This window comes from Enterobacter sp. Taxon_8 (genome assembly GCF_058354585.1).
The window spans coordinates 3,351,682-3,376,288 of the sequence record NZ_CM177989.1 but is presented as its reverse complement, the minus strand read 5'-3'; the positions used below and the strand labels follow the sequence as shown (position 1 = coordinate 3,376,288).

At 55.5% G+C, this 24,607-nt stretch carries 23 protein-coding genes and 3 pseudogenes; 8 read left to right on the top strand and 18 right to left on the bottom strand.

Features of this window, described 5'->3' with window-relative positions; translation table 11 throughout:
- The first annotated feature begins 5 nt into the window (after positions 1-5).
- The 3 genes from AC4IBF_RS16130 to AC4IBF_RS16120 all read left to right on the top strand — a co-directional run bounded on the left by AC4IBF_RS16130 (position 6) and on the right by AC4IBF_RS16120 (position 2,004).
- Positions 6-527: an SMI1/KNR4 family protein gene (locus tag AC4IBF_RS16130; RefSeq protein ID WP_125366167.1), complete on the top strand. Its 522-nt coding sequence runs from the start codon at positions 6-8 to the stop codon at positions 525-527.
- A 298-nt stretch (positions 528-825) separates the two neighbouring features.
- Positions 826-1,371: an SMI1/KNR4 family protein gene (locus AC4IBF_RS16125; RefSeq protein WP_158285461.1), complete on the top strand. Its 546-nt coding sequence runs from the start codon at positions 826-828 to the stop codon at positions 1,369-1,371.
- A gap of 255 nt (positions 1,372-1,626) precedes the next feature.
- A complete protein-coding gene (locus AC4IBF_RS16120; protein WP_125366171.1) occupies positions 1,627-2,004 on the top strand; it encodes an Imm10 family immunity protein in 378 nt (125 codons plus the stop codon).
- Positions 2,005-2,071: 67 nt separating this feature from the next.
- On the opposite strand, the pseudogene AC4IBF_RS16115 reads toward AC4IBF_RS16120, so the two are convergent.
- The 5 genes and pseudogenes from AC4IBF_RS16115 to AC4IBF_RS16095 form a co-directional block, all read right to left on the bottom strand.
- A pseudogene (locus AC4IBF_RS16115) lies at positions 2,072-2,221 on the bottom strand (helix-turn-helix domain-containing protein); the annotation flags it as partial.
- Between the two features lie 13 nt (positions 2,222-2,234).
- Positions 2,235-2,545, bottom strand: a pseudogene (locus AC4IBF_RS16110) (type II toxin-antitoxin system HigB family toxin).
- Between the two features lie 215 nt (positions 2,546-2,760).
- The gene (locus tag AC4IBF_RS16105) at positions 2,761-4,611 is read right to left on the bottom strand and encodes an ATP-dependent nuclease (protein ID WP_133293949.1); all 1,851 of its coding nucleotides are present in this window, start codon (positions 4,609-4,611) and stop codon (positions 2,761-2,763) included.
- 279 nt (positions 4,612-4,890) lie between these two features.
- A complete protein-coding gene (locus AC4IBF_RS16100) occupies positions 4,891-5,346 on the bottom strand; it encodes a hypothetical protein (protein ID WP_133293950.1) in 456 nt (151 codons plus the stop codon).
- Between the two features lie 375 nt (positions 5,347-5,721).
- Positions 5,722-6,603, bottom strand: a complete 882-nt coding sequence (locus AC4IBF_RS16095) for a LysR family transcriptional regulator (protein WP_163353541.1) — start codon at positions 6,601-6,603, stop codon at positions 5,722-5,724.
- A gap of 105 nt (positions 6,604-6,708) precedes the next feature.
- Between AC4IBF_RS16095 and budA the strand changes: the two genes are divergently transcribed.
- The 4 genes from budA (at position 6,709) to AC4IBF_RS16075 (ending at position 10,577) form a co-directional block, all read left to right on the top strand.
- Entirely contained in the window at positions 6,709-7,488 is a 780-nt protein-coding gene (gene budA, locus AC4IBF_RS16090; RefSeq protein WP_126547810.1) for an acetolactate decarboxylase, read from the top strand.
- Between the two features lie 13 nt (positions 7,489-7,501).
- Positions 7,502-9,181, top strand: a complete 1,680-nt coding sequence (gene alsS / locus AC4IBF_RS16085; protein ID WP_491462953.1) for an acetolactate synthase AlsS — start codon at positions 7,502-7,504, stop codon at positions 9,179-9,181.
- Positions 9,182-9,201: 20 nt separating this feature from the next.
- Positions 9,202-9,972 carry a (S)-acetoin forming diacetyl reductase gene (locus tag AC4IBF_RS16080; protein ID WP_252092623.1) on the top strand — a complete coding sequence of 257 codons (771 nt, stop codon included), beginning with the start codon at positions 9,202-9,204 and terminating at the stop codon, positions 9,970-9,972.
- 131 nt (positions 9,973-10,103) lie between these two features.
- Entirely contained in the window at positions 10,104-10,577 is a 474-nt protein-coding gene (locus AC4IBF_RS16075; protein WP_111964451.1) for a cold-shock protein, read from the top strand.
- A 60-nt stretch (positions 10,578-10,637) separates the two neighbouring features.
- Here AC4IBF_RS16075 and AC4IBF_RS16070 read toward each other — a convergent pair whose 3' ends face one another.
- From AC4IBF_RS16070 to AC4IBF_RS16050, 5 genes are all read right to left on the bottom strand, one after another.
- On the bottom strand, positions 10,638-11,342 hold the full coding sequence (locus AC4IBF_RS16070; RefSeq protein WP_491462952.1) for an ABC transporter ATP-binding protein: 705 nt from the start codon (positions 11,340-11,342) through the stop codon (positions 10,638-10,640).
- Positions 11,329-12,165 (bottom strand): ABC transporter ATP-binding protein, encoded by an 837-nt coding sequence (locus AC4IBF_RS16065; RefSeq protein ID WP_143344802.1) that lies wholly within the window; start codon positions 12,163-12,165, stop codon positions 11,329-11,331. Before AC4IBF_RS16065 ends, AC4IBF_RS16070 begins: the two co-directional genes overlap by 14 nt.
- Entirely contained in the window at positions 12,158-12,991 is an 834-nt protein-coding gene (locus AC4IBF_RS16060) for an ABC transporter permease (protein WP_491462951.1), read from the bottom strand. Before AC4IBF_RS16060 ends, AC4IBF_RS16065 begins: the two co-directional genes overlap by 8 nt.
- Positions 12,991-14,004 (bottom strand): ABC transporter permease, encoded by a 1,014-nt coding sequence (locus tag AC4IBF_RS16055; protein ID WP_491462950.1) that lies wholly within the window; start codon positions 14,002-14,004, stop codon positions 12,991-12,993. Before AC4IBF_RS16055 ends, AC4IBF_RS16060 begins: the two co-directional genes overlap by 1 nt.
- 97 nt (positions 14,005-14,101) lie before the next feature.
- Complete coding sequence (locus tag AC4IBF_RS16050) at positions 14,102-15,670, bottom strand: ABC transporter substrate-binding protein (RefSeq protein WP_252092625.1); 1,569 nt, start codon at positions 15,668-15,670, stop codon at positions 14,102-14,104.
- A 195-nt stretch (positions 15,671-15,865) separates the two neighbouring features.
- On the opposite strand from AC4IBF_RS16050, the pseudogene AC4IBF_RS16045 reads away from it, so the two are divergent.
- Positions 15,866-15,980, top strand: a pseudogene (locus AC4IBF_RS16045) (hypothetical protein); the annotation flags it as partial.
- Positions 15,981-16,047: 67 nt separating this feature from the next.
- Here the strand turns inward: AC4IBF_RS16045 and AC4IBF_RS16040 are convergent.
- The 8 genes from AC4IBF_RS16040 to betI all read right to left on the bottom strand — a co-directional run bounded on the left by AC4IBF_RS16040 (position 16,048) and on the right by betI (position 24,500).
- The gene (locus tag AC4IBF_RS16040) at positions 16,048-17,742 is read right to left on the bottom strand and encodes a thiamine pyrophosphate-binding protein (protein ID WP_133293958.1); all 1,695 of its coding nucleotides are present in this window, start codon (positions 17,740-17,742) and stop codon (positions 16,048-16,050) included.
- 33 nt (positions 17,743-17,775) lie between these two features.
- Positions 17,776-18,516 carry an SDR family oxidoreductase gene (locus tag AC4IBF_RS16035; RefSeq protein ID WP_111964443.1) on the bottom strand — a complete coding sequence of 247 codons (741 nt, stop codon included), beginning with the start codon at positions 18,514-18,516 and terminating at the stop codon, positions 17,776-17,778.
- A gap of 273 nt (positions 18,517-18,789) precedes the next feature.
- Entirely contained in the window at positions 18,790-19,437 is a 648-nt protein-coding gene (locus AC4IBF_RS16030; protein ID WP_115874446.1) for an anti-sigma factor, read from the bottom strand.
- A complete protein-coding gene (locus tag AC4IBF_RS16025) occupies positions 19,434-19,988 on the bottom strand; it encodes an RNA polymerase sigma factor (RefSeq protein ID WP_133293960.1) in 555 nt (184 codons plus the stop codon). The genes AC4IBF_RS16030 and AC4IBF_RS16025 overlap by 4 nt, the downstream gene beginning before the upstream one ends.
- Before the next feature lie 43 nt (positions 19,989-20,031).
- The gene (locus AC4IBF_RS16020; protein ID WP_133295408.1) at positions 20,032-20,595 is read right to left on the bottom strand and encodes a fasciclin domain-containing protein; all 564 of its coding nucleotides are present in this window, start codon (positions 20,593-20,595) and stop codon (positions 20,032-20,034) included.
- Positions 20,596-20,748: 153 nt separating this feature from the next.
- Positions 20,749-22,413, bottom strand: coding sequence for a choline dehydrogenase (betA, locus tag AC4IBF_RS16015; protein ID WP_127729938.1), 1,665 nt, complete (start codon positions 22,411-22,413; stop codon positions 20,749-20,751).
- 13 nt (positions 22,414-22,426) lie between these two features.
- Positions 22,427-23,899 (bottom strand): betaine-aldehyde dehydrogenase, encoded by a 1,473-nt coding sequence (gene betB / locus AC4IBF_RS16010; protein ID WP_133293961.1) that lies wholly within the window; start codon positions 23,897-23,899, stop codon positions 22,427-22,429.
- 13 nt (positions 23,900-23,912) lie between these two features.
- Positions 23,913-24,500 carry a transcriptional regulator BetI gene (gene betI, locus AC4IBF_RS16005; protein ID WP_133295409.1) on the bottom strand — a complete coding sequence of 196 codons (588 nt, stop codon included), beginning with the start codon at positions 24,498-24,500 and terminating at the stop codon, positions 23,913-23,915.
- Positions 24,501-24,607: the final 107 nt, after the last annotated feature.

Sequence of the window (24,607 nt, the reverse complement as noted above, 5' to 3'; positions counted from 1 at the left end):
AGCTTATGCCTATTTCATGCGGTAAACCTACAACTCAAGATGAAATTAAAATTTTGGAGGCAAAATTCAAAATCAGTTTGCCTGAAGATTATAAAGAATTCCTCAGGTTGAAAAATGGCTTTGTTGTAAAATCTCCGGATTTTTGTGAGTTGGAGTATGAAGGTGTTGATGAAGGGGTTATCGCCTTTTATGCCCTTTTTGGAATAAATATGAAAAATCCAAACTACGACATTTTTCGTCAAAATGAAAATTTTTTAAGTGAACTTGATTTCATTGATGATAAGTTAATTATTGGTGATGATCCTGGAGGTAACTTTTACCTTATATTAAATGGCAGTGAAAGCCAAGGTGTGTATTATTGGGACAGAACACATCTACATGCAGAGGATGATATCCAAGAGTTTGAGATCGCTGAGCAAAATGAGTGCGGCAATATCTATAAAATTACTAATGGCTTTACTGAATTTTACAAGAAAATATGTGAGACATCTCTTGATGCAGGAATGAATGTAACTGTTGATTTATGATATTTCAAAATAAAGCCATAATCAGAATATGATCATGGCTTATTTTTTTTACATTTAGATGTTAGTAAATAGATAAACAGTAATAAACAGAATGTCAGATATGCTTGTATTTTACCATTGGTAATAATGCCATTGCATAGAAAAAAGGCATTACACAGAAAGCGGCTCAAAATTTGTTAAGGGAAAAAATGCACACTCCACATTATCTGATTGCGAATACCATAATTCTTCTGCCGAGAGAGCTTCACGCCAATGTGCCCCATATTGGCTACGAATCAGATATATGGAGGAAAGAACATTGTTGAAAAAATTAGAGCGCTTTGGAGCGAAATCGACAATATTACCATTAGATGAACTGAAAAATATTTTAAATACATTAGAAGCATCAACAGGGCCAATTCCTGAAAGTTATCGTGCCTATTTACTTCATTTTGGCGTTTCTGTTCTTTTTGAGGTAAATGTTGTTTTCAAAGCGTTACAACCATCTCCATGGTCTGATGAGCAAGGAACTGATACGCTTGAGTCTTTATACGGTCTTGCAGAATCGGGTAAAGAATATACTGTCTTTGAAATGGCTGATACATACCGGAATGATTTTCGCGATCAATGGTTACCGATAGGAGCCTCGTCTGGTGATAATCAAATTTGTCTTTGTCTCAAGGGAGGTATGTCGGGAGAGATTTGGTTTTGGGATCACGAGTCTGACCCAATATTCAATGATTCAGTAGTGACCTCCGGGCTGACGAAAATAGCAAACTCCTTCGATGAGTTTGTTGATATGCTTACTGCTCAGGATGATAAAATAGATGCATCAGGAGTAGTTAAAGTCGATCTTGATTTTTAATAAAAGTGTACTTGCGTTGATCCTGGCGAAGCCCATCTATTGCTGTAAGGTGGGTGTAGCTGGTGCAGCATATCACAGCATCAACAGCCGCTTCGCTATGCCGGAAATATATACTTTACCTTTTAAAAATAGCAATCTATAAAAATTGGTGCGGGTACTATCTTAGGTTACTCTTAGGATACCAGCCATCTTAATGAACGCCAGACTTACGATAAAATCTGTCAGGAGCAAAATGATGCAAGATAAGGAGAACTGATGAGTAATGTTAAAAATTTTATTGCAGCGTGTATTAACTGCTATGAAGAAAATGATGTCTTCACCATCGGAATAGGGGATGACAGTCATGATCCAAAAAATTTTATCATAATCGGACGATTCGACGAAGATGAATTACCCGTTAACGAATGCATTGGATTTCAGAGTGAGTCAACGGAATATGAGTTAACAGACTCTATTCGTTCTGTTCAGCTCACTGAAGACAAACTTGTGATCGTGCTTAATGAAGATGTCGCAAAAAAAATTGGAATCAGAGAATATCACGTGGTCATTCCTGCAGCAAAAGATTCTAAAACGCTTGGAAAGTATTTGAGGGAAGTGTTTGATGACAGTGATGTGCCTCTACAATTACCGTAAGGTTTTAGCCGCGATATCGCTAGCTTGGCTGCGTCACTTTTTTCTCAATATAAAAAAATCATCCTCATCATTTCCCCACAAATACACTCACCGGCACGCCAAAACGCTTCGCCAGCGCGCGCATATGATCCAGCGTTAACGTGCGCTGTCCGTTGAGGATTCGACTCACCAAAGATTTCTTGCCTATCTCATTCTCAAAATCGCTCTGTGTGAGTTGGCTCCTGCATAGTTCATTCTTTCGTTCTCCGATAGAAGTCCGTGAGTTTGTCATACTCTGCGTGAGTGCTGATGTGTTTGATAAAGATCTTTCCCCGATCAAAATCAGCAAAAAACATCACTTTTAAATGCCCGCACCTACATCAATGACCCACCATTTTTCCCGGTATTTCATCCTGTCTAGGCTGGGGAAGCGCTTTCGCATGTCGTCTGGTGTTGGGTAGTGCTCCTTTTTTAGTACCCGGTAAAGATCGTCCAGGGCGAGTGCTTGATTTGGAAATTGTCTGGTGGCCGCGTCGAAAGGCGCTCTTGAGACTACGTGCATCCTTGCCCCCTTGTTTCCAGACAGGAAACATTATAGGTGATGGTTGGTGGGTTGATAATGTAGAAACATTGATGGAGTGCAGTGTTCATATGCTCGTGATGAAGGCGCTCATTTAATGTGTGCGAACACTTTATGAGGTGACTGTGAAAGAAACGTCCGCTTTGTGCCAAAAGCGGACCTTAGCCCAGGAATATAGTTGTCTCTACGTTAATTAATTAAGATATAATGTTTTCTTGCTCTTCTGCTGGAATCACTTCTTCAGGTTGAGCCACAACTTCTGCAATAGAGTTTAATTTGTCCCGAAGCCCTATTATTGTCTGGCGCAGAGGTTCTAACAATTCTGGTTCCCGATCTGCTTGTTGTACTATCCATTCAGCAAATGTATTTTTGCTTTCAGGAATTAGGGTGAGAATATGGTAATGTAAATAATCATCTCTTTCATTTATATAATCGACAATCTTCCCAAAATTATCGGGGAAAAATTCACTATGTGGTGTTTTCGTAACTGTCAAAAAACCTGCTTCTGATGCTCTATGCTTAACCTCTGCCGTGAAAATATTCTCCAAACATCCCGGCCAAAAAGATTTTTCCACTCTACAATTTGCCATCAATTGTTGCAATTCACTAATAAAAGGCAATCGACACCAATAAACTTTATTTGAATTGTCTTGAATCCAGACTCCGCCATCACCTAATCTTTTATTTTTATAAAGCTCACGACCTTCTTTATCATTATCAACTAATGCAAAAACAGCTCGACCAGGCGCTAATGTTTGGATAATTTTACCGTTACTTGCAAGAGCCTCCATTTTAGTTGTGCCTCCGCCAGATTCGAAAATAAAAGGCATTTCACCTCCGACAAACAGCTCCCAAGCTTTTGCAAATACAGCGGCATCTGTGGCACCTTCAACAAACACGATTGATGCGTTATGCTGTAATAACTTTTGTTCTAATGAAACTCTCAACTCTTTTGATTTTTCTATCTCTGCATGAGCCTGCTCTAGGTAACTGCTAATCACTGGTAGATGCGGTGTTTCCCCCATTAACTCACTTGGTAGTTGTGTTGAATCCTTGTGTAATTCTTTTACAACAGAGTTCAAACGCCCCATATGTTCATGCGTTTTAGAAACGAAATATTTGCTAACCCCATCATCTTTAAGTGAAAAAAATGCAGGGCTGTGGCTGGTTAAGAATATTTGTTTGTTATTAGCTCTTCCTAGCTCTAGAAATGTTTTAGCTTCTTCAATGGCATTTGCCAGCTCTAAGGAATTTTCAGGCTCTTCAAAACCCCATATATGGTATTCCTTTGAACTATTGTCTGAGAGAAATGAAAGAATTTGAGGGATATGTCTAACCTGAATACCATCGCCGCGTTGCAAAGTCAAACTGTATGAATCACCTTCTTCTGAAGTAACTTCAAAATCCAAGGACTTAAATAAGTCAGTAAGATCTCTAGGTGTAGAAACAGAACTATTAATTTTAAGGGATGTTAAAAGCCCTTGAGTTAATTCTTGAGTTCTATTCCTTAGGGCTTCGGTAAAATTAATTAATGAGCCTGAAAATTCAGCATGCTCAGAAATAACCTTGTAAATTTCCGCTTGAAGACCTTCAAATATTTTTCTGTCTTTTATTGCAGGTATGTAATGAAATTGTATTTTATTAAGAAACCTAGTTAAGTATTGCTGTAGATTAGGTTGAGTTATTGAGGAGTAAAATTTTGGATCTTCTTGATTGGTAATGCTCCATTGTTTCTTAACCCAAAATGAGTCTCCTAACGATGCTCTCCAGTTTATTGGAGTTGTAAACCAAATTTTCACATAAACAAACTTTCTTATATCATTTTCTGGTGTTGCTTCTGAGCGGCGAGCATGTGAGAAATCACGTTCAAAACGAAAGGCTTGATTTGGATTTGTTTCATTTCTGAAAAATAAATTTAGAGCTCGCAAAACGTTGCTTTTCCCTGCGTCGTTTCTTCCAAAAATGACATTAGTTCCAGAACAATTATTTAAATCATCTTTATAAATAGAACGGAAATATGCAATCTCCACTTGCTTTATAAGTTTCATAAGTATTATCCCATTAAAATGGTCAGTTCATTTCGGCCTATACTACTGCCTCCCAAGGTAGGTTTATAGCAAAACCAACACAACTAAGCGATCTGATGAAGCAATCTTTAAGTGAAATGATTGAACAGGATATGCTCTGAACCAACTATTCGACGTGTTGATTAATAAATCAACATCAGCTTATCGCTCTTACCAGACATTTAAAAACAACATTAAATTTTGCGTAAGACCGGGGATCTGCTTCTTACCAAGCAGATCCCCGACCTACCATCACCCGCCTCAATGTGCCGTTATATACGGCTCCTTCACAAACTCCGCTAACAACCAAACCATATCATGGAGTAGCCCGACGAGTTCTTTCGCCACGCTCGCAGGAAGTGTCCCGCCCATCAGCGCCAGCGTTAACGCTACGGCATAATCCACCTGCAACACCGTTTCCTGCCAGCAGTCCGGCACGCAGGAGGTAATCTTTTCCCCTGCGATCAACTGTTCAACCAGATACGAAGGCAGTTCGTCATCGCAGCATTCCCGCAGCCGATTAAGCGCAGCCAGCAATCGCTCACAGAGTGTGGCAAACGTCACCGCATCGTCAGTTTCCACCAGCACGCTCACATACGCAGTGCAGGCGTCAGCCAACTCGAAGAGATCCGCAGAATCGGGAAGTTGCAGGTGGATAAGGTGATAAACAGCGCTTTCCTCAGAAAGTGCGTAAGTCAGGGTATGGATAGTTGTCATGTAGTATTCCTTTTCAAAAAAATCCAGACCACCACATAAGTTCCTACGCTCATGGGTGGTAGCGCTGACGGAGGTAGGAATGCCGCACATGACAAAACGGCCAACCTTTCGGTTGCTCCGCCAGCGCGACCGTATTTTAACGGGATGAGCGCTGTCGCGACAAAAATAATTGCCGAGTCATATTAAACGGGTTCCTACGCCCGGTTACGGATGTGCCGCAACGCAGGCACTTTACGACCGTGAAGAAGGGATGAAAAGGGATGCCCCTGAATTACATAAGGTTGCTTGCAGCTTTGCGAGGCGGCTTCCAGAAGGGCATTGCCGGGTGGCGGCTACGCCTTACCCGGCCTACAAAAAACACCAACCAAACCGGCGCTACCCCTCGCTCATCATCGCCAGAAACCGCTTCACCGTCCGCGAGCGTTCAAAGCGCCGCCAGCAGAGCGCGATATCGGTGTAAAGCTCCGGCGAGCTCAGCGCGTGGTAGGTGACATTCGGCGGAGAAATGGCCGCCATGGATTTCGGCACCAGCGCAAACCCGCCGCCGGCGGAAACCATGCTCAGGGAGGACGAAAGCTGTGACGACTGCAGCGCGTGCTGCACGTCGATCCCGGCCCGTTCGCAGCAGCCGTGAACCCGGTCGTACAGGCCGGGCGCGACCTCCTGCGGGAAGAGCACCACCGGCGTATCCCGGAGTTGATCCAGCGCCAGATCGCCGCTTCCAGCCAGCGGATGGTCGCGATGCAGCGCCACCACCATCGGCTCTCGGTCGAGGATGGTTAACTCGAACGCCTTGCTGCTCTCGCACGGCAGGCGCACGAAGGCGATATCCAGTTCACCCTCCGCCAGCATCGTCGTCAGCGACGACATATTGGCTTCCACCTGGTGAACCTGCACCGCCATGTTCTGCACCTGAAACTGGCGAATCAGCGCGAAAATTTTGGGATGAAAAGCGTCGGAGCTGGTGATGCCAATCGACAGATTGCCGTTCAGCCCGCGCGCGATGCCGCGGGCTTTCTCCAGCGCGGCGTCGCTCAGCGCCAGGATCTTGCAGGCGTCCTCGTAGAAGGCTTCTCCCGCCTCGGTCAGCTCCACGCCCCGCGTCAGGCGCCTGAACAACGGCGTGCCCACTTCCTCTTCGAGCCGTTTGATCTGCTGACTCAGAGGAGGCTGTGAAATACCCAGCGCTTCGGCCGCCCTGGTGAAGTGTCGCTCGCGTGCTACCGCGACAAAATACCGCAGATAACGAAGTTCCATATCTAAAACGTCTCAAACCAGCATGGTTTCTATATTGGAACTCTCTGCTGAATCGGGTCAACATTTATTTAACCTTTCTAAATAAAGTTGAAGAGGACGAGCATGATGGTGCATTCATCTGCCTGCGACTGTGAAGCCAGCTTGTGCGAGACCCTGCGCGGGTTCTCCGCCCAGCATCCTGACAGTGTGATCTATCAGACATCGCTAATGAGCGCCCTGTTAAGCGGCGTGTATGAAGGAGAGACCACCATCGCCGATCTGCTGGCACACGGTGATTTTGGTCTGGGCACCTTTAACGAGCTGGACGGCGAAATGATTGCCTTCAGCAGCCAGGTGTACCAGCTGCGCGCCGACGGCAGCGCCCGGGCCGCGAAGCCGGAGCAGAAAACGCCGTTCGCGGTGATGACCTGGTTCCAGCCGCAGTACCGTAAAACCTTCGATGCGCCGGTCAGCCGTCAGCAGATCCACGACGTCATCGACCAGCAGATCCCCTCCGACAACCTGTTCTGCGCGCTGCGCATCGACGGCAACTTCCGCCACGCCCACACCCGCACGGTGCCGCGCCAGAAGCCGCCGTACCGCGCGATGACCGACGTGCTGGACGACCAGCCGGTGTTCCGCTTTAACCAGCGCGAAGGGGTGCTGGTCGGGTTCCGCACGCCGCAGCACATGCAGGGCATCAACGTGGCCGGCTATCACGAGCATTTCATCACCGACGACCGTCAGGGCGGGGGCCATCTGCTCGACTATCAGCTGGAGAGCGGCGTACTCACCTTCGGCGAAATTCACAAGCTGATGATTGACCTGCCCGCCGACAGCGCGTTTTTACAGGCCAACCTTCACCCCAGCAATCTTGATGCAGCGATCCGTTCCGTCGAAAACTAACAGGAGAACTACCGTGAACAGTGAGAAACAGTCACGTCAGTGGGCGCACGGCGCCGATTTGGTTGTCGGCCAGCTGGAAGCGCAGGGCGTGAAGCAGGTGTTCGGGATCCCGGGCGCAAAAATCGACAAGGTCTTTGACTCTCTGCTGGACTCCTCCATCGAGATCATCCCGGTGCGTCACGAGGCGAACGCGGCGTTTATGGCGGCGGCGGTAGGGCGGTTGACCGGCAAGGCCGGGGTGGCGCTGGTCACTTCCGGGCCGGGCTGCTCGAACCTGATCACCGGCATTGCTACCGCCAACAGCGAAGGCGACCCGGTGGTGGCGCTGGGCGGGGCGGTGAAGCGGGCGGATAAAGCCAAGCTGGTGCATCAGAGCATGGACACCGTCGCCATGTTCAGCCCGGTCACCAAATACGCCGTGGAGGTGAGTGCGCCGGACGCGATTGCCGAGGTGGTTTCCAACGCGTTTCGCGCCGCCGAGCACGGCAGGCCGGGGGGCGCGTTCGTCAGCCTGCCGCAGGATATCGTCGACCAGCCCGCCACGGGAGCAATTTTGCCTGCTAGCGGTCCCGCGCTGATGGGCCCGGCGCCGGAATCCGCTATCAACGATGTGGCGAAGCTTATCGAAAAGGCCAAAAACCCGGTCATCCTGCTGGGGCTGATGGCGAGCCAGCCCGCCAACAGCGCGGCGCTGCGCACGCTGCTGGAGAAAGGCCGTATTCCGGTCACCAGCACCTATCAGGCCGCCGGGGCGGTGAATCAGGAGCACTTCACCCGCTTCGCCGGACGCGTCGGTCTGTTCAATAACCAGGCGGGCGACAGGCTGCTCCATCTGGCGGACCTGATTATCTGCATCGGCTACAGCCCGGTGGAGTACGAGCCGTCCATGTGGAACAGCGGCGACGCCACGCTGGTGCACATCGACGTGCTGCCTGCCTATGAAGAACGTAACTACGTGCCGGATCTGGAGCTGGTGGGGGACATCGCCGAAACGCTGAATCAGCTCGCGAACCGGATCGACCATAAGCTTGAGCTGAGCCAGCGGGCCTCCGAAATTCTGGTCGACCGCCAGCATCAGCGCGATCTGCTCGATCGTCGCGGCGCCTCGCTTAATCAGTTCGCCCTGCATCCGCTGCGCATCGTGCGGGCCATGCAGGACATCGTGAATAACGACGTGACCCTGACCGTCGACATGGGCAGCTTCCACATCTGGATCGCCCGCTACCTCTACAGCTTCCGGGCGCGTCAGGTGATGATCTCCAACGGCCAGCAGACCATGGGCGTCGCGCTGCCGTGGGCCATTGGCGCGTGGCTGGTCAACCCGGGCCGCAAGGTGGTGTCGGTCTCCGGTGACGGCGGCTTCCTGCAGTCAAGCATGGAGCTGGAAACCGCGGTGCGCCTCAACGCTAACGTGCTGCACATCATCTGGGTGGATAACGGCTACAACATGGTTGCCATTCAGGAAGAGAAAAAATACCAGCGTCTTTCCGGCGTCGAGTTCGGCCCGGTCGATTTCAAAGTCTATGCCGACGCCTTTGGCGCGAAAGGCTTTGCCGTGGAGAGCGCCGACGCGCTCGAACCCACGCTGCGTGCGGCGATGGATGTGGATGGCCCGGCCGTGGTGGCCATTCCCGTTGACTACAGCGATAACCCGCTGCTGATGGGCCAGCTCCATCTCAGCCAGATTTTGTGACTCACGATAAGGACAGAGAAATGCAAAAAGTTGCTCTCGTAACAGGCTCAGGCCAGGGGATTGGTAAAGCGATCGCGCTTCGCCTGGTGAAAGACGGTTTTGCCGTCGCCATCGCCGACTATAACGTTGAGACGGCAAGAGCCGTCGCCGATGAAATCATCCGTAACGGCGGGAAAGCCGTTGCCGTGAAGGTCGATGTCTCTGACCGCGAACAGGTATTTGCGGCGGTGGAGAAAGCGCGCACCGCGCTGGGCGGCTTTAACGTGATCGTGAATAACGCCGGGATTGCGCCGTCTACCCCCATCGAATCCATCACGCCGGACATTGTCGACAAGGTTTACAACATCAACGTGAAAGGGGTGATCTGGGGGATCCAGGCCGCGATTGACGCCTTCCGCAAAGAGGGGCACGGCGGCAAGATCATCAACGCCTGCTCCCAGGCGGGCCACACCGGCAACCCGGAGCTGGCGGTCTACAGTTCCAGCAAGTTCGCGGTGCGCGGCTTAACCCAGACCGCGGCACGGGATCTCGCGCCGCTGGGGATCACCGTTAACGCCTACTGCCCGGGCATCGTCAAAACGCCCATGTGGGCGGAAATCGACCGTCAGGTCTCCGAGGCGGCGGGTAAACCGCTCGGCTACGGGACCGAAACCTTTGCCAAACGCATTACGCTTGGCCGCCTGTCCGAGCCGGAAGATGTCGCCGCCTGCGTTTCATACCTGGCAGGCCCGGACTCCGACTACATGACCGGCCAGTCTCTGCTCATCGATGGTGGGATGGTGTTTAATTAAATTCTAATAAGCTCTGACATGAGTTTTCCCCTGCACCCGTGCAGGGGCTTTTTTTTGTCTCCTCCGTCATTGTGCATTACACTGCGCGCTGCAAAACTTTAGTCATTACGATCTGACAGGCGGTAACAGCGATGAACGGTACAATCACAACGTGGTTTAAAGATAAAGGCTTTGGATTTATCAAAGATGAAAACGGCGACAACCGCTATTTTCATGTGATTAAGGTCGCGAACCCCGATCTGATTAAGAAAGATGCCGCGGTGACCTTTGAGCCAACGACCAACAACAAAGGCCTTTCCGCCTACGCGGTGAAGGTGATCCCCGAAAGCAAACATCTCTATATCGCAGGCGAGCGCGTGAAGCTCAGCTCGATCAAGTCCTTCGTGGTGTTCAGCGAAGAAGAGCCTGCCGATACCAAAATCGACAAAGAGAATGCGGTGCTGTCGGTGGGGCTGCTGATGAACAGCATCAAGCCGAAATCTGATAAAAAGCCGGGCGAAATGCGCACGGTGAAGAAGCTGGCGATCACCACCTTCCAGAACACGACGCTGATCTTCACCGAAGATGAGATCGACATTGATGCAACGGTGAAGCTGCTGAAGTAATTGTAGGCCGGGTGGCGGCGATGCCTTACCCGGCCTGGAAAACCCGCGCCGCCGCACGGTTTACCCCATCCTGTGCTCGCCTCTTAACATAGCCTCACGGTCAAACACCTTCTGGATCGCCCCGTGCGCCATAAACGCCGCCCGGTCGGACATATGCGCAATCACGTCCGCGTCGTGGCTCACCAGCAGATAGGTCATCTCGTGCTCGGCCTTAAGACGGTTGAGCAGGTTCAGGATCTCTGCCTGCACCGACATATCCAGCGCCGAGGTCGGCTCGTCCAGCAGCAGAAGCTGGGGGCGCAGCAGCAGCGCGCGGGCAATAGCCACGCGCTGGCGCTGGCCGCCGGAAAGCTGGTGCGGGTAGCGCCTGCCCGCGTCGGCGGAAAGCCCCACCTGCTGCAGCGCATCCGCCACCTTTTCGACAATCTGCGTTTCGCCGTGGATTTTTAACGGCTCCGACAGGGTGCGCGCAATGGTGTGGTTCGGGTGCAGCGACGCCCACGGATCCTGAAATACCATCTGCACGTTGCGGCGAAGCTCGCCTTCAAAACGTCGTCCTGGCGTTAACACTGCTCCCAGTAGCGCAATACTGCCGCGCCACTCGCGCTGCAGCCCAGCCAGCACGCGCAGAAGGGTCGATTTGCCGCAGCCGGATTCACCGATCAGGCTGAACGTCTCGCCTCTCTCAATGCTAAAGCTGGCGGCCGAAACCGCCGTTTTTTCCCCAAAGGTGACCTGCACCTGGTTAACCTCAACGAGCGCCATCGCTGGCCTCCTTCCACGGCTGCGAACGGTCGAGCGTCGGCAGCATCTGCCCATAGGTATTGGCGTCTGGACGACAGGTCCACAGGGTTCGCGTGTACGGATGCGTCGCCTGCGGGAGATGGCTTGCCGCCATCTCATCAACCTTTTCGCCCTGATACATCACCAGCACGCGGTCGCAGTGTTCCGCCACCAGCGGCAGATCGTGGCTGATTAACAGCATCGCCATCTGGCGTTCTTCGCACTGCTGCACCAGCAGCTCGAGGATCTGGTTGCGCAGGCGGGCGTCCAGCGCGGAGGTGGGTTCATCGGCAATCAGCACCTGCGGGTTGTTGATCAGCGCAATCGCAATCATCACCCGCTGGCCCATGCCCCCGGAGAGTTCGCCGGGGTAGCGCTGGAGGACATGTTCGTTGAGTCCGACGGCGCGGAGGATGTCGTGAATGCGCGCCAGGCGTTCAGCGCGGGGCAGGCGCTGATGCAGGGTCAGCGCCTCATCAAGCTGAGCGGCGACGTTTTTCGCCGGATTCAGCGCGTAGCGCGGGTCCTGCAGGACCATCGCAATCCCGTTACCGCGCAGCGCCTGCCAGCGGCGGGCGTTCAGGGTCAGCAGGTCGTTGCCAAGCACGTTAAGCCGGTTGGCGCTCACGATACCGGGTTTTCGCACCAGACCCATCAGCGCGCGGGCGGACATGGACTTGCCGGAGCCGGATTCCCCCACCAGCGCCAGCCGCTCGTTGCCAAGCGTAAAGCTCAGGTTGTTGACCACGCGCGCGGCGGGGTAGTCGATATTCAGCGCATCGACGATGACGCGGGGTTCAGTCATGCTGTGGCTCCAGTACGTCGCGCAGGCCATCGCCCAGCAGGTTAAACGCCAGGCTGGCAAACAGGATGGCCCCGCCCGGAATGGCGGCAATCCACCACTGGTCGAAAATCACCTGCATGCCGTCGGCAATCATCGCTCCCCATTCGGCCATGGGCGGACGTGCGCCAAGGCCGAGGAAGCCGAGACCGGCGGCGGCCAGAATAATGCCTGCCAGATCCAGCGCCAGCCGCACAATCGCGGACGGCAAACACAGGGGCAGAATATGCCCGACCAGCAGGCGCAGGCCGCGAATGCCCATCATCTCCGCGGCGGCCAGGTAATCGCTGTGGCGCAGACGCTGAATTTCACTCCGCGCCTGACGCGCGTATGCGGGCCAGGTGGTTAAGGCCAGCGCCAGCGCGCCGTTGACCAGCCCCGGGCCAAGCATCGCCACAAACGCGAAGGCGAGGATCAGGCGCGGCATCGACATCACCACGTCGGTAAAGCGCATCAGAATGCGCTCCAGCCAGCCGCCGTAGTAGCCGGACAAAATACCCACCAGCAGCCCGGCGGGCAGGGTAATAACGGTGACTAACGCCACCAGCCCGAGCGCCGGACGGGTGCCGTAAATCAGGCGCGAAAGCAGATCGCGACCGTAGCTGTCTGTGCCCAGCCAGTGCTGGCCGTTCGGTGCCTGCAGGCGCGCGGCGGCGTCCTGCCAGTTCGGGTCAACCGGGGCCAGCCACGGCGCGAACAGGGCAATAACCCCCAGCAGCGCGATGGCTACTAGCCCGCAAAATGCGGCAGGGGAGCGGCTTAGCCGGCGTAAGAAGAGATAAAACGGCATCAGCGCACCCTGGGATCGGTTGCCCGCACGAGCAGGTCGGTAAGGTTATTGATCAGGACAAAGCAGACGCCAATCAGCAGCGTGCCGCCCATGACCGCGGTGGTGTCTCCGGCGAACAGGGCGGTGGTGAGATAGCGCCCGATCCCCGGCCATGAGAAGACGGTTTCGGTTAATACCGCGCCCTCCAGCATGCTGGTGTAGGCCAGCGCGATCACCGTCAGCAGGGTGCCGCGAATGTTCGGCAGCACGTGTCGCAGCAGGATGGTCATCTCCCCGGCACCTTTTGCGCGGGCGAGCAGGATGTACTCTTTGTTCATCTCGCTCAGGCAGGCCGAGCGCGTCAGGCGGGTAATGCTTGCCAGCGAGTAATAGGCCAGCAGCAGCACCGGCAGCACCAGGTGGCTGAGGGCGTTGCGGAACGCCTCGCGATCGCCGGAAAGCCAGGTATCTATCAGCGCAAAGCCGGTGCGCTGCTCGACGGTGAACTGCCAGATATCGTCCAGCCTGCCGGGGCCTGCGCTCCACTGCAGCTTCGCGTAGAACAGAGCCAGCATCAGCAGGCCGAGCCAGAAGATCGGCACCGAGTTGCCGAGCAGGGTGAGGGTTCTGATGGCTAAATCGAGCGGCGAACCGGCGTAGCGAGCGCACAGCACTCCGGCAGTCACGCCGAGCACGGCGCCGATGATTAACGCCAGCGTTGCCAGCTCCAGCGTGGCGGGGAAGGCGTGCAGCAGATCCTGCAGCACCGGCTGTCCGGTGGCGCTGGCGGTGCCTAAATCCCCGTGGGCGAGGTTTTGCAGGTAGTGCCAGAACTGCACGGGCAGGGGACGATCCAGCCCAAGCTGGTGGCGAACCTGATCGTACGTCGACTGGCTGGCGTGATCGCCGACGATCTGCAGCACGCGATCGACCGGTGAAAACGCCGAGAGCGCAAACGTGACGAGCAGCAGCCCGAAGAGCGTGAGCAGCAGGGTCAGCAGACCCTGAAGCACGCGGGTGGAAAGATGTGGCATGGGAAATCTCTTCATGCCGGGTGCGGCTTCGCCTTACCCGGCCTACAAAAACCGAGAACACAGGCCGGATCAGCGCAGCGCCACCCGGCAACAGGGGCTACTTCGTGACGCGATCGTACCAGACCATATCCGCGTTCAGCCCCTGCTGATACCCCTTCACGTTATCGCGCACCACGATCTGGGTTTTGCCCTGATCGACGAACACGTACGGCGAGCTCTGCTGCAGCTGTTCCTGCATTTTCTTGTACAGATCCAGACGCTTCGCCGGATCCGGCTCGGCAACCGCCGCCAGCGTGGCCTTGTTCAGCTCCGGGATTTTCCAGCCGTTAAGCCCGGCCACGGTGCTGGATTTACCGTCGTTCCACGCGAAGGCGCTGGCGTTAGAGTGCGCATCGAAGTAGTCCGGGATCCACAGACGAATCGCCGCCTGATGCTGCTTAGCGCGCACGCGGGCATAGACTTGGCTCCCGGCGGCAGGCAGCAGATCCACCTTCACGCCACCCTGCGCAAAGCTCGCCTGCATCGACTGGGCGATGGTAATAAACGGCGGCTTGTTCTCCACGTCCAGCGTGAAGTGCGCGTCCTTAATGCCCGCTTTGGCGAGAATGGCTTTCGCTTTTGCCGGGTCAAACTTAAACGGGTTGTCTTCCAGCGCGCCCGGCAGCCCGACCGGCAGGAAGCTCTGATGAACAAAATACTGGCCTTTCAGCAGGTTCTTCGTGATGCCGTCATAATCGACCAGCCAGCGCGAGGCTTCCCAGAACGCCGGGTTGTTCAGCAGCGGGTTGGCGCTGTTGCCGGTGTTAAACACCAGGTAATTCTGCTCCGCAGAAGGGATGCTCAGCACCTTCACGCCCGGCTTGCCGTCCAGGGCGCTTATCTGATCTGCACCGAGATCGCGCGCCACGTCCGCATCACCCTGCTGGATCAGCAGGCGGCGCGAAGCCGGATCGGGGACGTTTTTAATGATGATGCTTTTCAGCTTCGGCGCGCCGCCGGGGGCGGAGTCGTTGGCTTCCAGCACGATGGCCTGATGCGGCTGATAGACGCGCATTCTGAACGCGCCGCTGCCCGCCGAGTGCATTTTCAGCCAGGCGTTGCCGAAGTCATTATCCTTCACGTTCGCGGCGACCTCTTTTTCATCAACGATAGAGGCAATCGGCGTGGAGAGAATATTCAGCGCCACCGACGGGCTGACGTCCGCCGTCCAGTGAAGCTGGAGGGTGTGCTCGTCCACCTTTTTCAGCTGGCTGGCGATGTTGCTCGCGTCCCAGCCCAGTACGTTGAGGATAAAGGCCGGGGATTTGTTCAGCGTCACGGCGCGGGTATAAGAGAAGATCACGTCTTCCGGGCGCAGCGGGTTGCCGGAGGCGAATTTCGCATCGGGCTTAAGCTTGATGGTCAGGGTTTTTGCTGCCGCGTCCGCTTCCCAGCTTTCTGCCAGAATCGGCGTGATTTTTTCCGGATTATCGCGGTCCGGCTGCACCAGACGCTGGTACAGGCTCGGCACGGTCTGGATGCTGGAGAGCTCGTTGGCTTCGGCCGGGTCGAGGCTCACGATATCATCGAGCCCCTGGGCAACCACCAGCGTGTTGGGCGGAGTAGCGGCGTGGACAGCGCCTGAGAGCGCAGCCAGCACCAGTAACGGCAACAGTTTTTTTGTCATAGCGATCCCTGAGAAGAATATATTGTGATTGTTTTATGCTCCGCTACGTTAGGTCGAGTGTGACATTCCGCAAAGTCGAAATTCAGCTTTACTTATGCCTTCCGGGAATATCGCATGCGCTCGGGCTATTAAAACACGTTGCTTTTCGCCTGCTTTTTAACCTGCTATAACAAATGCCTTACCTTTCAGGGAGTCACCGCGTGCTGGGTCATAGCGAAGGTGATGGACGATGAGTTGGCGCCATTTGCCGTCATTGACTTACGCACCGAACGTGCGGCTGGAGTGGAAGTGCGATTCGATGAACGTTGCCTAACGCAGGGCGGCTTGAGGCGTTTCGGTTATAAGTTTTTTATGTAGGGTACAGCGTAAGCGCGCGGCTAATCCGCGGAAATTGCGATTTCAATCAGGTTGGTTTTTCCTGACTGCAGGCCGCGCGTTACCGCTTCGGCGATATCTGCAGCCTCGGTTACCCGGCAGCAGTGGACGCCCATGGCGGTGGCAAGCGACTGAAAATCAATATGCGGGTTCACCAGGTCCATCCCGATAAAACGCCCCAGCCGCGTTGAGCTGTAGTCAGCCTGGCTCTTCATAAAGTTTTTCAGGATGTTGTACTCCCTGTTATTCATGACGATAAAGGTGACCGGCAGATTTTCGTGTGCCGCCGTCCAGAGCGCCTGCGGCGAGTACAGAGAGGCCCCGTCGCCTATCAGGCAGACCACCGGCTCACGCCCGCGTCCCAGTGAATGCCCTACTGAGGCCGGCATCCCCCAGCCCAGTCCGCCGCCGCGCATAAAGTAGTAGCGCTGGTGCTGCTGGTCAGAGATGAACCGGCGGACATGCCTGGCGGTCGCTATCGCCTCATCAACGATGGTGGTACCCGCCGGAATGGATCGGATGACTTCCCAGGCTGCGACCATCGGGGAGATCGCCGGGCGTAGCCGCTCGGCGGCCAGACGTTCCTCCTGCTGCTGCCACTCCTTCTCCCGTTCGTCGCGGGCCGCAACCAGCAGCCGCTGGTGGGCCAGCGTGCTGGCGATCAGTCGCTGCTTAAGCTTTGGCAGCAGTTCATGCAGGGACAGTTTGATATCCCCCATCACTGAAAGGCGAGTGGCATAGGTGCGGCCAAGTTCGTGCATATCCGCCGAAAGCTGATATACCGCGCAGGTTTCCGGAATGGCCTCGCCCTCGCTGTACAAAATGGTGATCAGGCTTCTGCCGCCGATGATAAATACGGCATCGTAGGCGTTGATGATGCTGGCGATTTCGCTGGCGGTGGTGGGCATATTGCCCCGCCAGAGCGCATGCTGCGTAGGGAAGGGCAAATTCAGGGGCCAGGAGGAGCCGTAGACATGGGCGCTGAGCGCTTCAGCAAGCTGGACAATCTCCTGCGTCGAGCCGCTGGAGTGAACTTCATCTCCCGCCACAATCATGATCCTGCCCGGGGTGACTTCGCTGAGCGCCTCCGCCAGCTCGTCTAGCGAGCCCGCGACGGTGTGGTAGTTCACTTTTGAGGCCGTCTGTATCCCGGCGTCGCTCAGCTCTTCCATGACGTTCATCGGGAGTGAAAGCAGGACCGGGCCACCCGGAGGGTAGCTGGCCGCGTGAAACGCACGGCGCACAAGAACCGGGAGCTGATCGGCGCTGGTAACCTCCTGCGCCCATTTCATGACCGGGGAGCCTATGGAAACAATATCGTCATACAGCAGCGGGTCGCGGACGTAGTGCCGCGTGTCCTGCTGTCCGACGGTGACCACCAGCGGGGTTTTCATGATCCGCGAATTAATGAGATTCCCCATGCCGTGCCCCAGACCGCTGGCGGTATGCAAATTGATAAATCCGGTCTTGCCGGAGGCTTTTGCGTAGCCGTCGGCAATGGCCACCACGGTGCTTTCCTGAAGCGCGAGAATATAGTGAATATTTTCATGGCGAAGCAGGGCATCAATGAGCGGAAGTTCGGTTGTTCCGGGGTTGCCAAAAATATATTCCACCCCTTCACTCTCCAGCACTTCAAGAAGAATGTCGGAACCCGATCGCATATTTAAATCTGATAAGGACGTTAATGATTTAATCATAATGACACCTCATTCAGCATTATTTAACGCCGGCTAAAATTCTTCCTGCGTCGGACGAACAACAATTTCATTAATATCAACGTCGCCAGGCTGTTCAATAGCAAATAAAACCGCGCGGGCAATTGCGTCAGCCGGAATAGCCTGCTTGTAAAATTCATGCAGGAACTGTTTGCTTGGGGCATCAGAGCTGCCGAACTGCAGTTCGCTTTCGACGGCACCGGGAGAAATAAGCGTCGTGCGGATGGTTTTACCCGCCTCCTGACGTAAGCCTTCACTCAGCGCGCGGACGGCGAATTTCGTGGCGCTATACACCACGCCGCCAGGGGCCAGCACTTTGATGCCCGCGACGGAGGCAACGTTTATAAAATGCCCGCGGCCCTGACGCTGGAACACCGGGAAAGCCGCGGCGATGCCGTACAGCACCCCTTTCAGATTGGTATCAATCATCTTGTCCCATTCGTCGGTTTTCAGCTCGCTGAGCGGGGCGATAGCCATAAAGCCCGCGTTATTGATCAGCACATCCACGCGCTGGTAGGCGGCAACGGCAGCGTCAATGGCGCGCTGCACCTCTTCCTGACGGGTGACATCGGCCTTTACGGCTATCGCCTGGCCACCCTGCTGGATGATGCGGTCCACCAGGGCATTAATTTTCTCCAGACGACGGGCAACAAGCACCAGTGAAAAAGGTTTATCTGCCAGATGAAGGGCGATGGCCTCACCAATACCGCTGCTGGCGCCGGTGATAACAACAACTTTGTTTGCACTATTATTCATGATCTTATCTCGCTATTGAGTGATGCAAAAAATAAAAGGCAGAGAAGCGTTAATGAATAATGACAAATTCATTAACGCGTTTTTTGATATATTGTGTATCAGGAATAAAAGGATGTTCGTGTAAAACTTAATGGAGTGCGGAAGAGTCTGTCAATGTCGTTTTTTAATAATTAAACTAATTGCAGGGCTAATATTTAATTCTTATAGGTAACCGAGGGTGTTATATAAATGAAATTGGTTAACGATAGCGGCCCTGCGAACAGGGCCTGAGGATTACAATTTGCCACTGTAAAGCACCGGCCCTGTCGGGAGGCCAGTGGGCGAGCCGCCCTCTGGTTCAAGGCTTATGGCTATCATGGCGTCAGGAGGGAGAGTTGTGTTCCTGAGGGTGACGCGTGTCGGTATGTCGTTATGCAGCAGCCCCATGGAGACCGGCGCCTGCCCGCCTGGGATCAGCCAAAGCTGCAGGCTGTGTTGCGCCGCGACGGCCGTCGGCCGAAGTGGGGCAATGCTCAGGTGCTGGCGGCTGGCATCCGCGCTGATGACCCACTCCCCGTGCTGTTGGGCATCGTTGAGGACCATCAGCGGAACGAGTTCCGGGGCTCGGGTGGCATACCAGGCAACGACCGCCAGGGCGGCGAGTGAGGCTGCAACCATCCAGCCGACATAAGGCCGACTTTTGCGTAAAGGCATTTTAGGCGGCAGATCGAGGGCGATTCTTTTCCACACCGTCTCAGGTGGAGGGACGGGCACAAGATGGCTATCCAGCGTGCTGAACATTTCCTGCCAGTACGCGACGCGGGCGGCCAGGGCGGGTTCATGGGCAACCCGTTTCTGGAACTGAAGCCGCGCTCCTCCCCGCAGCGTGCCGAGGGCATACTCTGCTGCCAGCATGTCGTCGCGTTTTTCTGCGTCATTCATAGCCCGACACACTCCCGAAGATGGTCCATTGCCCGACGTATCCAGCTTTTCACCGAGCCAAGAGGCTGCTGGAGCCAGTCGGCAATGTCGCTGTGAGACATTCCCTGATAGTAGGCGAGCGTAATGCTCTGGCGCTGCTCGCTGCTCAAATGTTCGAGACACTGCCTGAGCCGTGCTGCCTGCGCGTCGTCGTGCCAGTTATTCTGCTCATCGTTCTCGCAAGGCAAAAGCGCTTCGTTATACGCCGTCTCGCGGTCGGCAGCCCGGGTTTGCCCGCTTCGCAGCCAGTCGATACAGCGGTTGCGCACAATATGCGTAAGCCAGGTCATCGGGGAGCTCAGTGCAGCGTTGTAGGTTTCAGCTTTACTCCAGACGGTGATAAAACAGTCGTGAAGGATCTCTTCTGCCCATGCGCGGTCGTGCAGCATGCGCAGCGCAACGGCAAACAGGTGTGGCGATGTGAGTCGATAAAGTTGTTCAAATGCACGGCGATCGCCGTTTGCGACCGCCTGCATTAATTTCAGCTGCTGTTCAGCCAGCGCGTTATCCATATTATTCCCGGAAGGCAACGTCACACTTCCGAAGTATAGACAACTACTTAGGCATCAGGACGGTATCAATCACATCGATCACGCCGTTTTTTTGATGAACGTCATAGGTGCTAATGTTCGCCACATTACCTTTACCATCCTTAAGCTGAATATTGTGCGGGCCGTTGCTCATGATCCACAGCGGCTGACCGTTAACGGTCTTCAGCTCCGCGCGGCCGCCGCCCTGTTTAATTTTCTGCTCCAGCGCTTTCATATCGTAATTACCGGCGACCACGTGATAGGTCAGGATGCTGGTGAGCGTGGCTTTGTTTTCGGGTTTGACCAGGTTCTCGACGGTGCCGGCAGGCAATTTCGCAAACGCCGCATTGGTTGGGGCAAACACGGTGAATGGCCCTTTGCTCTGGAGCGTATCCACCAGCCCGGCCGCTTTGACGGCGGCCACCAGCGTGGTGTGATCTTTCGAGTTCACGGCGTTTTCAACAATATTTTTGCTCGGGTACATTTCCGCTCCGCCCACCATCACGGAGCCTGACGTCATGGCTGCTGATGCGCCTGCACAGAAGAGTAAAGCGCTGGTTACGAATGCAACATGGGTTAGCTTTTTCATCATCTTTCCTCGGATTAGGGAGCAAAGGGGTTGCTCACATATGCATATACGAGGGGAGGAGGGAAACTGGATGCAGGAAAATACAAAAATTTTGGGTGGGAAGATAAACGCCCTCTCCCTTGAGGGAGAGGGCTCGGGTGAGGGGAAATATCCTCAGCGGCGAACCGGCGCCCCGTTGGCCACATAATACGCGGCCGTACTTTTTGCCAGCGGCTCGCGCCCGCGAATGGCGTCGGCAATCTTTTCACCGATCATAATAGTGGTGGCGTTCAGGTTGCCGGTGATGATTTGCGGCATAATCGACGCATCCACCACGCGCAGCCCTTCCAGCCCGTGAACGCGGCCTTCGCCGTCGACCACCGCCATCTCGTCGTAACCCATCTTGCAGGTGCCGCACGGGTGGAACGCGGTTTCGGCGTGGTTACGCACGAACTCGTCCAGCTGCTCGTCGGTCTGGCAGTCAATACCCGGACTGATTTCACGACCGCGGTACTTGTCCAGCGCGGGCTGGTGCATGATCTCGCGGGTGATGCGGATCGCGTCGCGGAACTCCTGCCAGTCCTGCTCGTGGGACATATAGTTGAACAGGATCGCCGGATGCTGGTGCGGATCGCGCGACTTAATGCGCACGTGCCCACGGCTCGGGGAGCGCATGGAGCCAACGTGGCACTGGAAGCCGTGCTCTTTCACCGCGTTCGAGCCGTTGTAGTTAATCGCCACCGGCAGGAAGTGGTACTGAATGTTCGGCCACTCGAACTCCTCGCGGCTGCGGATAAACCCGCCCGCTTCGAAGTGGTTGCTCGCGCCCACGCCGGTGCCGCCAAACAGCCACTCGGCGCCAATCTTCGGCTGGTTCCACCACTGCAGGGCAGGGTAGAGAGAGACCGGCTCTTTGCATTCATACTGGAGGTACATCTCCAGGTGATCCTGCAGATTTTCCCCCACGCCGGGCAGGTCGTGCACCAGCGGGATATCAAACTGCTTCAGCAGGTCAGCATTGCCCACGCCGGAGCGCTGGAGGATCTGCGGGGAGGCAATCGCCCCGGCGCTCAGCAGCACTTCTTTCTTCGCCGTTGCTTTGGACGGAATGGTGCTTTCGCCCTCCAGCCACTCGACGCCCACGGCGCGCTTGCCGTCAAACAGAATGCGATCGGTCATGGCGTGGGTGCGGATGGTCAGATTCGGACGGGGTTTCGCCTGATCCAGATAGCCGCGCGCGGTGCTGGCGCGTCGGCCCTGCGGCGTGACCGTGCGGTCCATCGGGCCGAAGCCTTCCTGCTGATAGCCGTTGAGATCGTCGGTGCGCGGATAGCCCGCCTGCACGCCCGCTTCCACCATCGCCTCAAACAGCGGGTTCACGCCAGGCTTCGAGGTGGTGACGCTCACCGGACCATCGCCGCCGTGGTAGTCGTTCGGCCCCACGTCGCGCGTCTCTGCCTTGCGGTAGTAGGGCAGGCAGTTGAGGTAGCTCCAGTGCTCCAGACCCGGCTCTTTTGCCCAGTGGTCGAGGTCCATCGCGTTACCGCGGATGTAGCACATGCCGTTGATCAGCGACGAGCCGCCCAGCCCTTTGCCGCGCCCGCACTCCATGCGGCGGTTGTTCATGTACGGCTCTGGCTCGGTTTCGTACGCCCAGTTATAGCGCTTGCCCTGCAGCGGGAACGCCAGCGCGGCGGGCATCTGGGTTCGGAAGTCAAAGCGGTAGTCCGGCCCGCCTGCCTCAAGCAGCAGGACGGTAGTGTTCGGATCTTCAGTCAGTCGTGTAGCCAGCACGTTGCCGGCAGATCCGGCCCCGATAATGATGTAGTCAAATTGCAAATAAACCTCCCGGTTAAAATATGGACTGGAATTTACCCATCTCAACCTGGATGGACTTCACCTGGGTGTAGCTCTGCAGCGTTATCACGCCGTTCTCGCGGCCAATGCCGGAGTGCTTGTAGCCGCCGACCGGCATCTCTGCGGCGGATTCACCCCAGGTGTTGATCCAGCAGATACCCGCTTCGAGCTGATGAATGGCGCCGTGGGCGCGGTTCAGGTCTGTCGTGACGATGCCCGCCGCCAGACCGTAGTCGGTATCGTTGGCGCGGCGAATCGCTTCTTCATCGGTGTCATAGGTCAGGATGGACATCACCGGGCCGAAGATCTCTTCGCGCACGATGGTCATTTCGTCAGTGCAGTCGGTGAACACGGTCGGGGCTACCCACGCGCCGTTATCGAAGCCTTCGCCCTTCAGCACGTCGCCGCCGCACAGTACGCGCGCGCCTTCCTCTTTGCCTTTGGCGATGTAGCGCAGCACGCTGTCGCGGTGCGGGAAGCTGACCATCGGACCAAAGTTAGTGGTTTCATCGAACAGATCGCCCGCGCGGATGCGGCCCACGCGCTCAACGATTTTCTGCTCAAACGCGGCTTTGAACTTAGCCGGAACAAACACGCGGGTGCCGTTGGTGCACACCTGGCCGGAGCTGAAGAAGTTGGCCATCATGGCGATGTCCGCCGCGAGATCCAGATCCGCATCGTCAAAAATAATCAGCGGCGATTTGCCGCCCAGCTCCATCGTCACCTCTTTCAGGGACGAGGCCGCCGAGTTGGCCATCACTTTTTTTCCGCTGGCGACGCCGCCGGTAAAGGAGACTTTGGCGATGCCCGGATGCTCGGTCAGGTACTGGCCGGTCTCTGCGCCCACGCCAGGCAGGACGTTAAACACGCCGTCCGGCAGGCCTGCTTCGGTGTAGATCTCTGCAAGCTTCAGGGCGGTGAGCGGGGTCACTTCGCTCGGCTTGAAGATCATTGCGTTGCCCGCCGCCAGCGCCGGGGCGGATTTCCACAGGGCTATCTGGATCGGGTAGTTCCACGCGCCGATGCCCGCCACCACGCCCAGCGGCTCGCGGCGGGTGTAGACGAACGAGGTCTCACGCAGCGGGATCTGGCTGCCTTCCAGCGCCGGGATCAGCCCCGCGTAGTACTCCAGCACGTCCGCGCCGGTGACGATGTCGACGGTTGAGGTTTCGGAATACGCTTTACCGGTGTCGAGGGTTTCCAGCTTCGCCAGCTCGTCGTTGCGCTCGCGCAGGATGTCGACGGCGCGACGCAGGATGCGCGAGCGCTCCATGGCGGTCATCGCCGCCCAGACTTTTTGCCCGCGCGTTGCGCTTTCTACGGCGCGATCGACGTCCTCGCGCCCGGCGGCCTGTACGGTCGCCAGGACTTCACCGTTGGCCGGGTTGATGGTCTCGAAGGTGCGACCGCTGGTGGCCGATGTATAACCACCATTGATATAAAGCTGCTGTTCTGCCATTCGGGACATAAATTCTCCTCGGTTATTCGGTCGGTAAATGGTGGCTGATAAAGTGGCTGGTCAGTGACTGGGCCTGGGTCTTATCCAGCGGTTTGCCACTCAGCGCGGCGCGCAGCCACAGCCCGTCGATCAGCGCCGCCAGCCCGTAGCCCGCCTCCTGGGCCTGTTCGCGCGGAAGCTCGCGGCGGAACTCGTACACCAGGTTCGACAGCAGGCGGCGGCTGCTCACCTGCTGCAGGCGGTAGAGCATCGGCTGGTGCATGCTGCTCGCCCAGAAGGCCAGCCAGGCCTTCATTGCCGCGCCGCTGGTCTGGGTTTCATCAAAATTGCCGCCGACAATCGCCTGCAGACGCTGCTCCGCGCTGCCGTTCGGCAGGGCGTGCAGGCGGCTCAAAACCGCGTCGCGCAGCTGGCCGGTGATGTCGCGCATGGTCGCTTCCAGCAGACCGTTTTTGTCTTTGAAGTAGTGACTGATGATCCCCGTGGAAACGCCCGCCCGACGGGCGATCTGCGCGATCGTCGCGTCATGCATTCCCACTTCATTTATTGCTTCCAGCGTGGCGTCGATAAGCTGCCTGCGCCGGATCGGCTGCATCCCCACTTTGGGCATTGTTGCCACTCCATTCATCAGCGTTGGTTATACATTAAAGCGGTTTTTGATTGGACGTTCAATATAAAATGTGTCTTAATTGTTGCGGATTTGGATTTTAATAGTTA

Excerpts from the sequence above, each read along its gene's own strand:
- AC4IBF_RS16130 (WP_125366167.1), top strand. The coding sequence starts at position 6 with ATGCCTATTTCATGCGGTAAACCTACAACTCAAGATGAAATTAAAATT.
- AC4IBF_RS16120 (WP_125366171.1), top strand. The coding sequence starts at position 1,627 with ATGAGTAATGTTAAAAATTTTATTGCAGCGTGTATTAACTGCTATGAA.
- AC4IBF_RS16105 (WP_133293949.1), bottom strand. The coding sequence starts at position 4,611 with ATGAAACTTATAAAGCAAGTGGAGATTGCATATTTCCGTTCTATTTAT.
- AC4IBF_RS16100 (WP_133293950.1), bottom strand. The coding sequence starts at position 5,346 with ATGACAACTATCCATACCCTGACTTACGCACTTTCTGAGGAAAGCGCT.
- AC4IBF_RS16095 (WP_163353541.1), bottom strand. The coding sequence starts at position 6,603 with ATGGAACTTCGTTATCTGCGGTATTTTGTCGCGGTAGCACGCGAGCGA.
- budA (WP_126547810.1), top strand. The coding sequence starts at position 6,709 with ATGGTGCATTCATCTGCCTGCGACTGTGAAGCCAGCTTGTGCGAGACC.
- AC4IBF_RS16080 (WP_252092623.1), top strand. The coding sequence starts at position 9,202 with ATGCAAAAAGTTGCTCTCGTAACAGGCTCAGGCCAGGGGATTGGTAAA.
- AC4IBF_RS16075 (WP_111964451.1), top strand. The coding sequence starts at position 10,104 with ATGAACGGTACAATCACAACGTGGTTTAAAGATAAAGGCTTTGGATTT.
- AC4IBF_RS16070 (WP_491462952.1), bottom strand. The coding sequence starts at position 11,342 with ATGGCGCTCGTTGAGGTTAACCAGGTGCAGGTCACCTTTGGGGAAAAA.
- AC4IBF_RS16065 (WP_143344802.1), bottom strand. The coding sequence starts at position 12,165 with ATGACTGAACCCCGCGTCATCGTCGATGCGCTGAATATCGACTACCCC.
- AC4IBF_RS16060 (WP_491462951.1), bottom strand. The coding sequence starts at position 12,991 with ATGCCGTTTTATCTCTTCTTACGCCGGCTAAGCCGCTCCCCTGCCGCA.
- AC4IBF_RS16055 (WP_491462950.1), bottom strand. The coding sequence starts at position 14,004 with ATGCCACATCTTTCCACCCGCGTGCTTCAGGGTCTGCTGACCCTGCTG.
- AC4IBF_RS16050 (WP_252092625.1), bottom strand. The coding sequence starts at position 15,670 with ATGACAAAAAAACTGTTGCCGTTACTGGTGCTGGCTGCGCTCTCAGGC.
- AC4IBF_RS16040 (WP_133293958.1), bottom strand. The coding sequence starts at position 17,742 with ATGATTAAATCATTAACGTCCTTATCAGATTTAAATATGCGATCGGGT.
- AC4IBF_RS16035 (WP_111964443.1), bottom strand. The coding sequence starts at position 18,516 with ATGAATAATAGTGCAAACAAAGTTGTTGTTATCACCGGCGCCAGCAGC.
- AC4IBF_RS16030 (WP_115874446.1), bottom strand. The coding sequence starts at position 19,437 with ATGAATGACGCAGAAAAACGCGACGACATGCTGGCAGCAGAGTATGCC.
- AC4IBF_RS16025 (WP_133293960.1), bottom strand. The coding sequence starts at position 19,988 with ATGGATAACGCGCTGGCTGAACAGCAGCTGAAATTAATGCAGGCGGTC.
- AC4IBF_RS16020 (WP_133295408.1), bottom strand. The coding sequence starts at position 20,595 with ATGAAAAAGCTAACCCATGTTGCATTCGTAACCAGCGCTTTACTCTTC.
- betB (WP_133293961.1), bottom strand. The coding sequence starts at position 23,899 with ATGTCCCGAATGGCAGAACAGCAGCTTTATATCAATGGTGGTTATACA.
- betI (WP_133295409.1), bottom strand. The coding sequence starts at position 24,500 with ATGCCCAAAGTGGGGATGCAGCCGATCCGGCGCAGGCAGCTTATCGAC.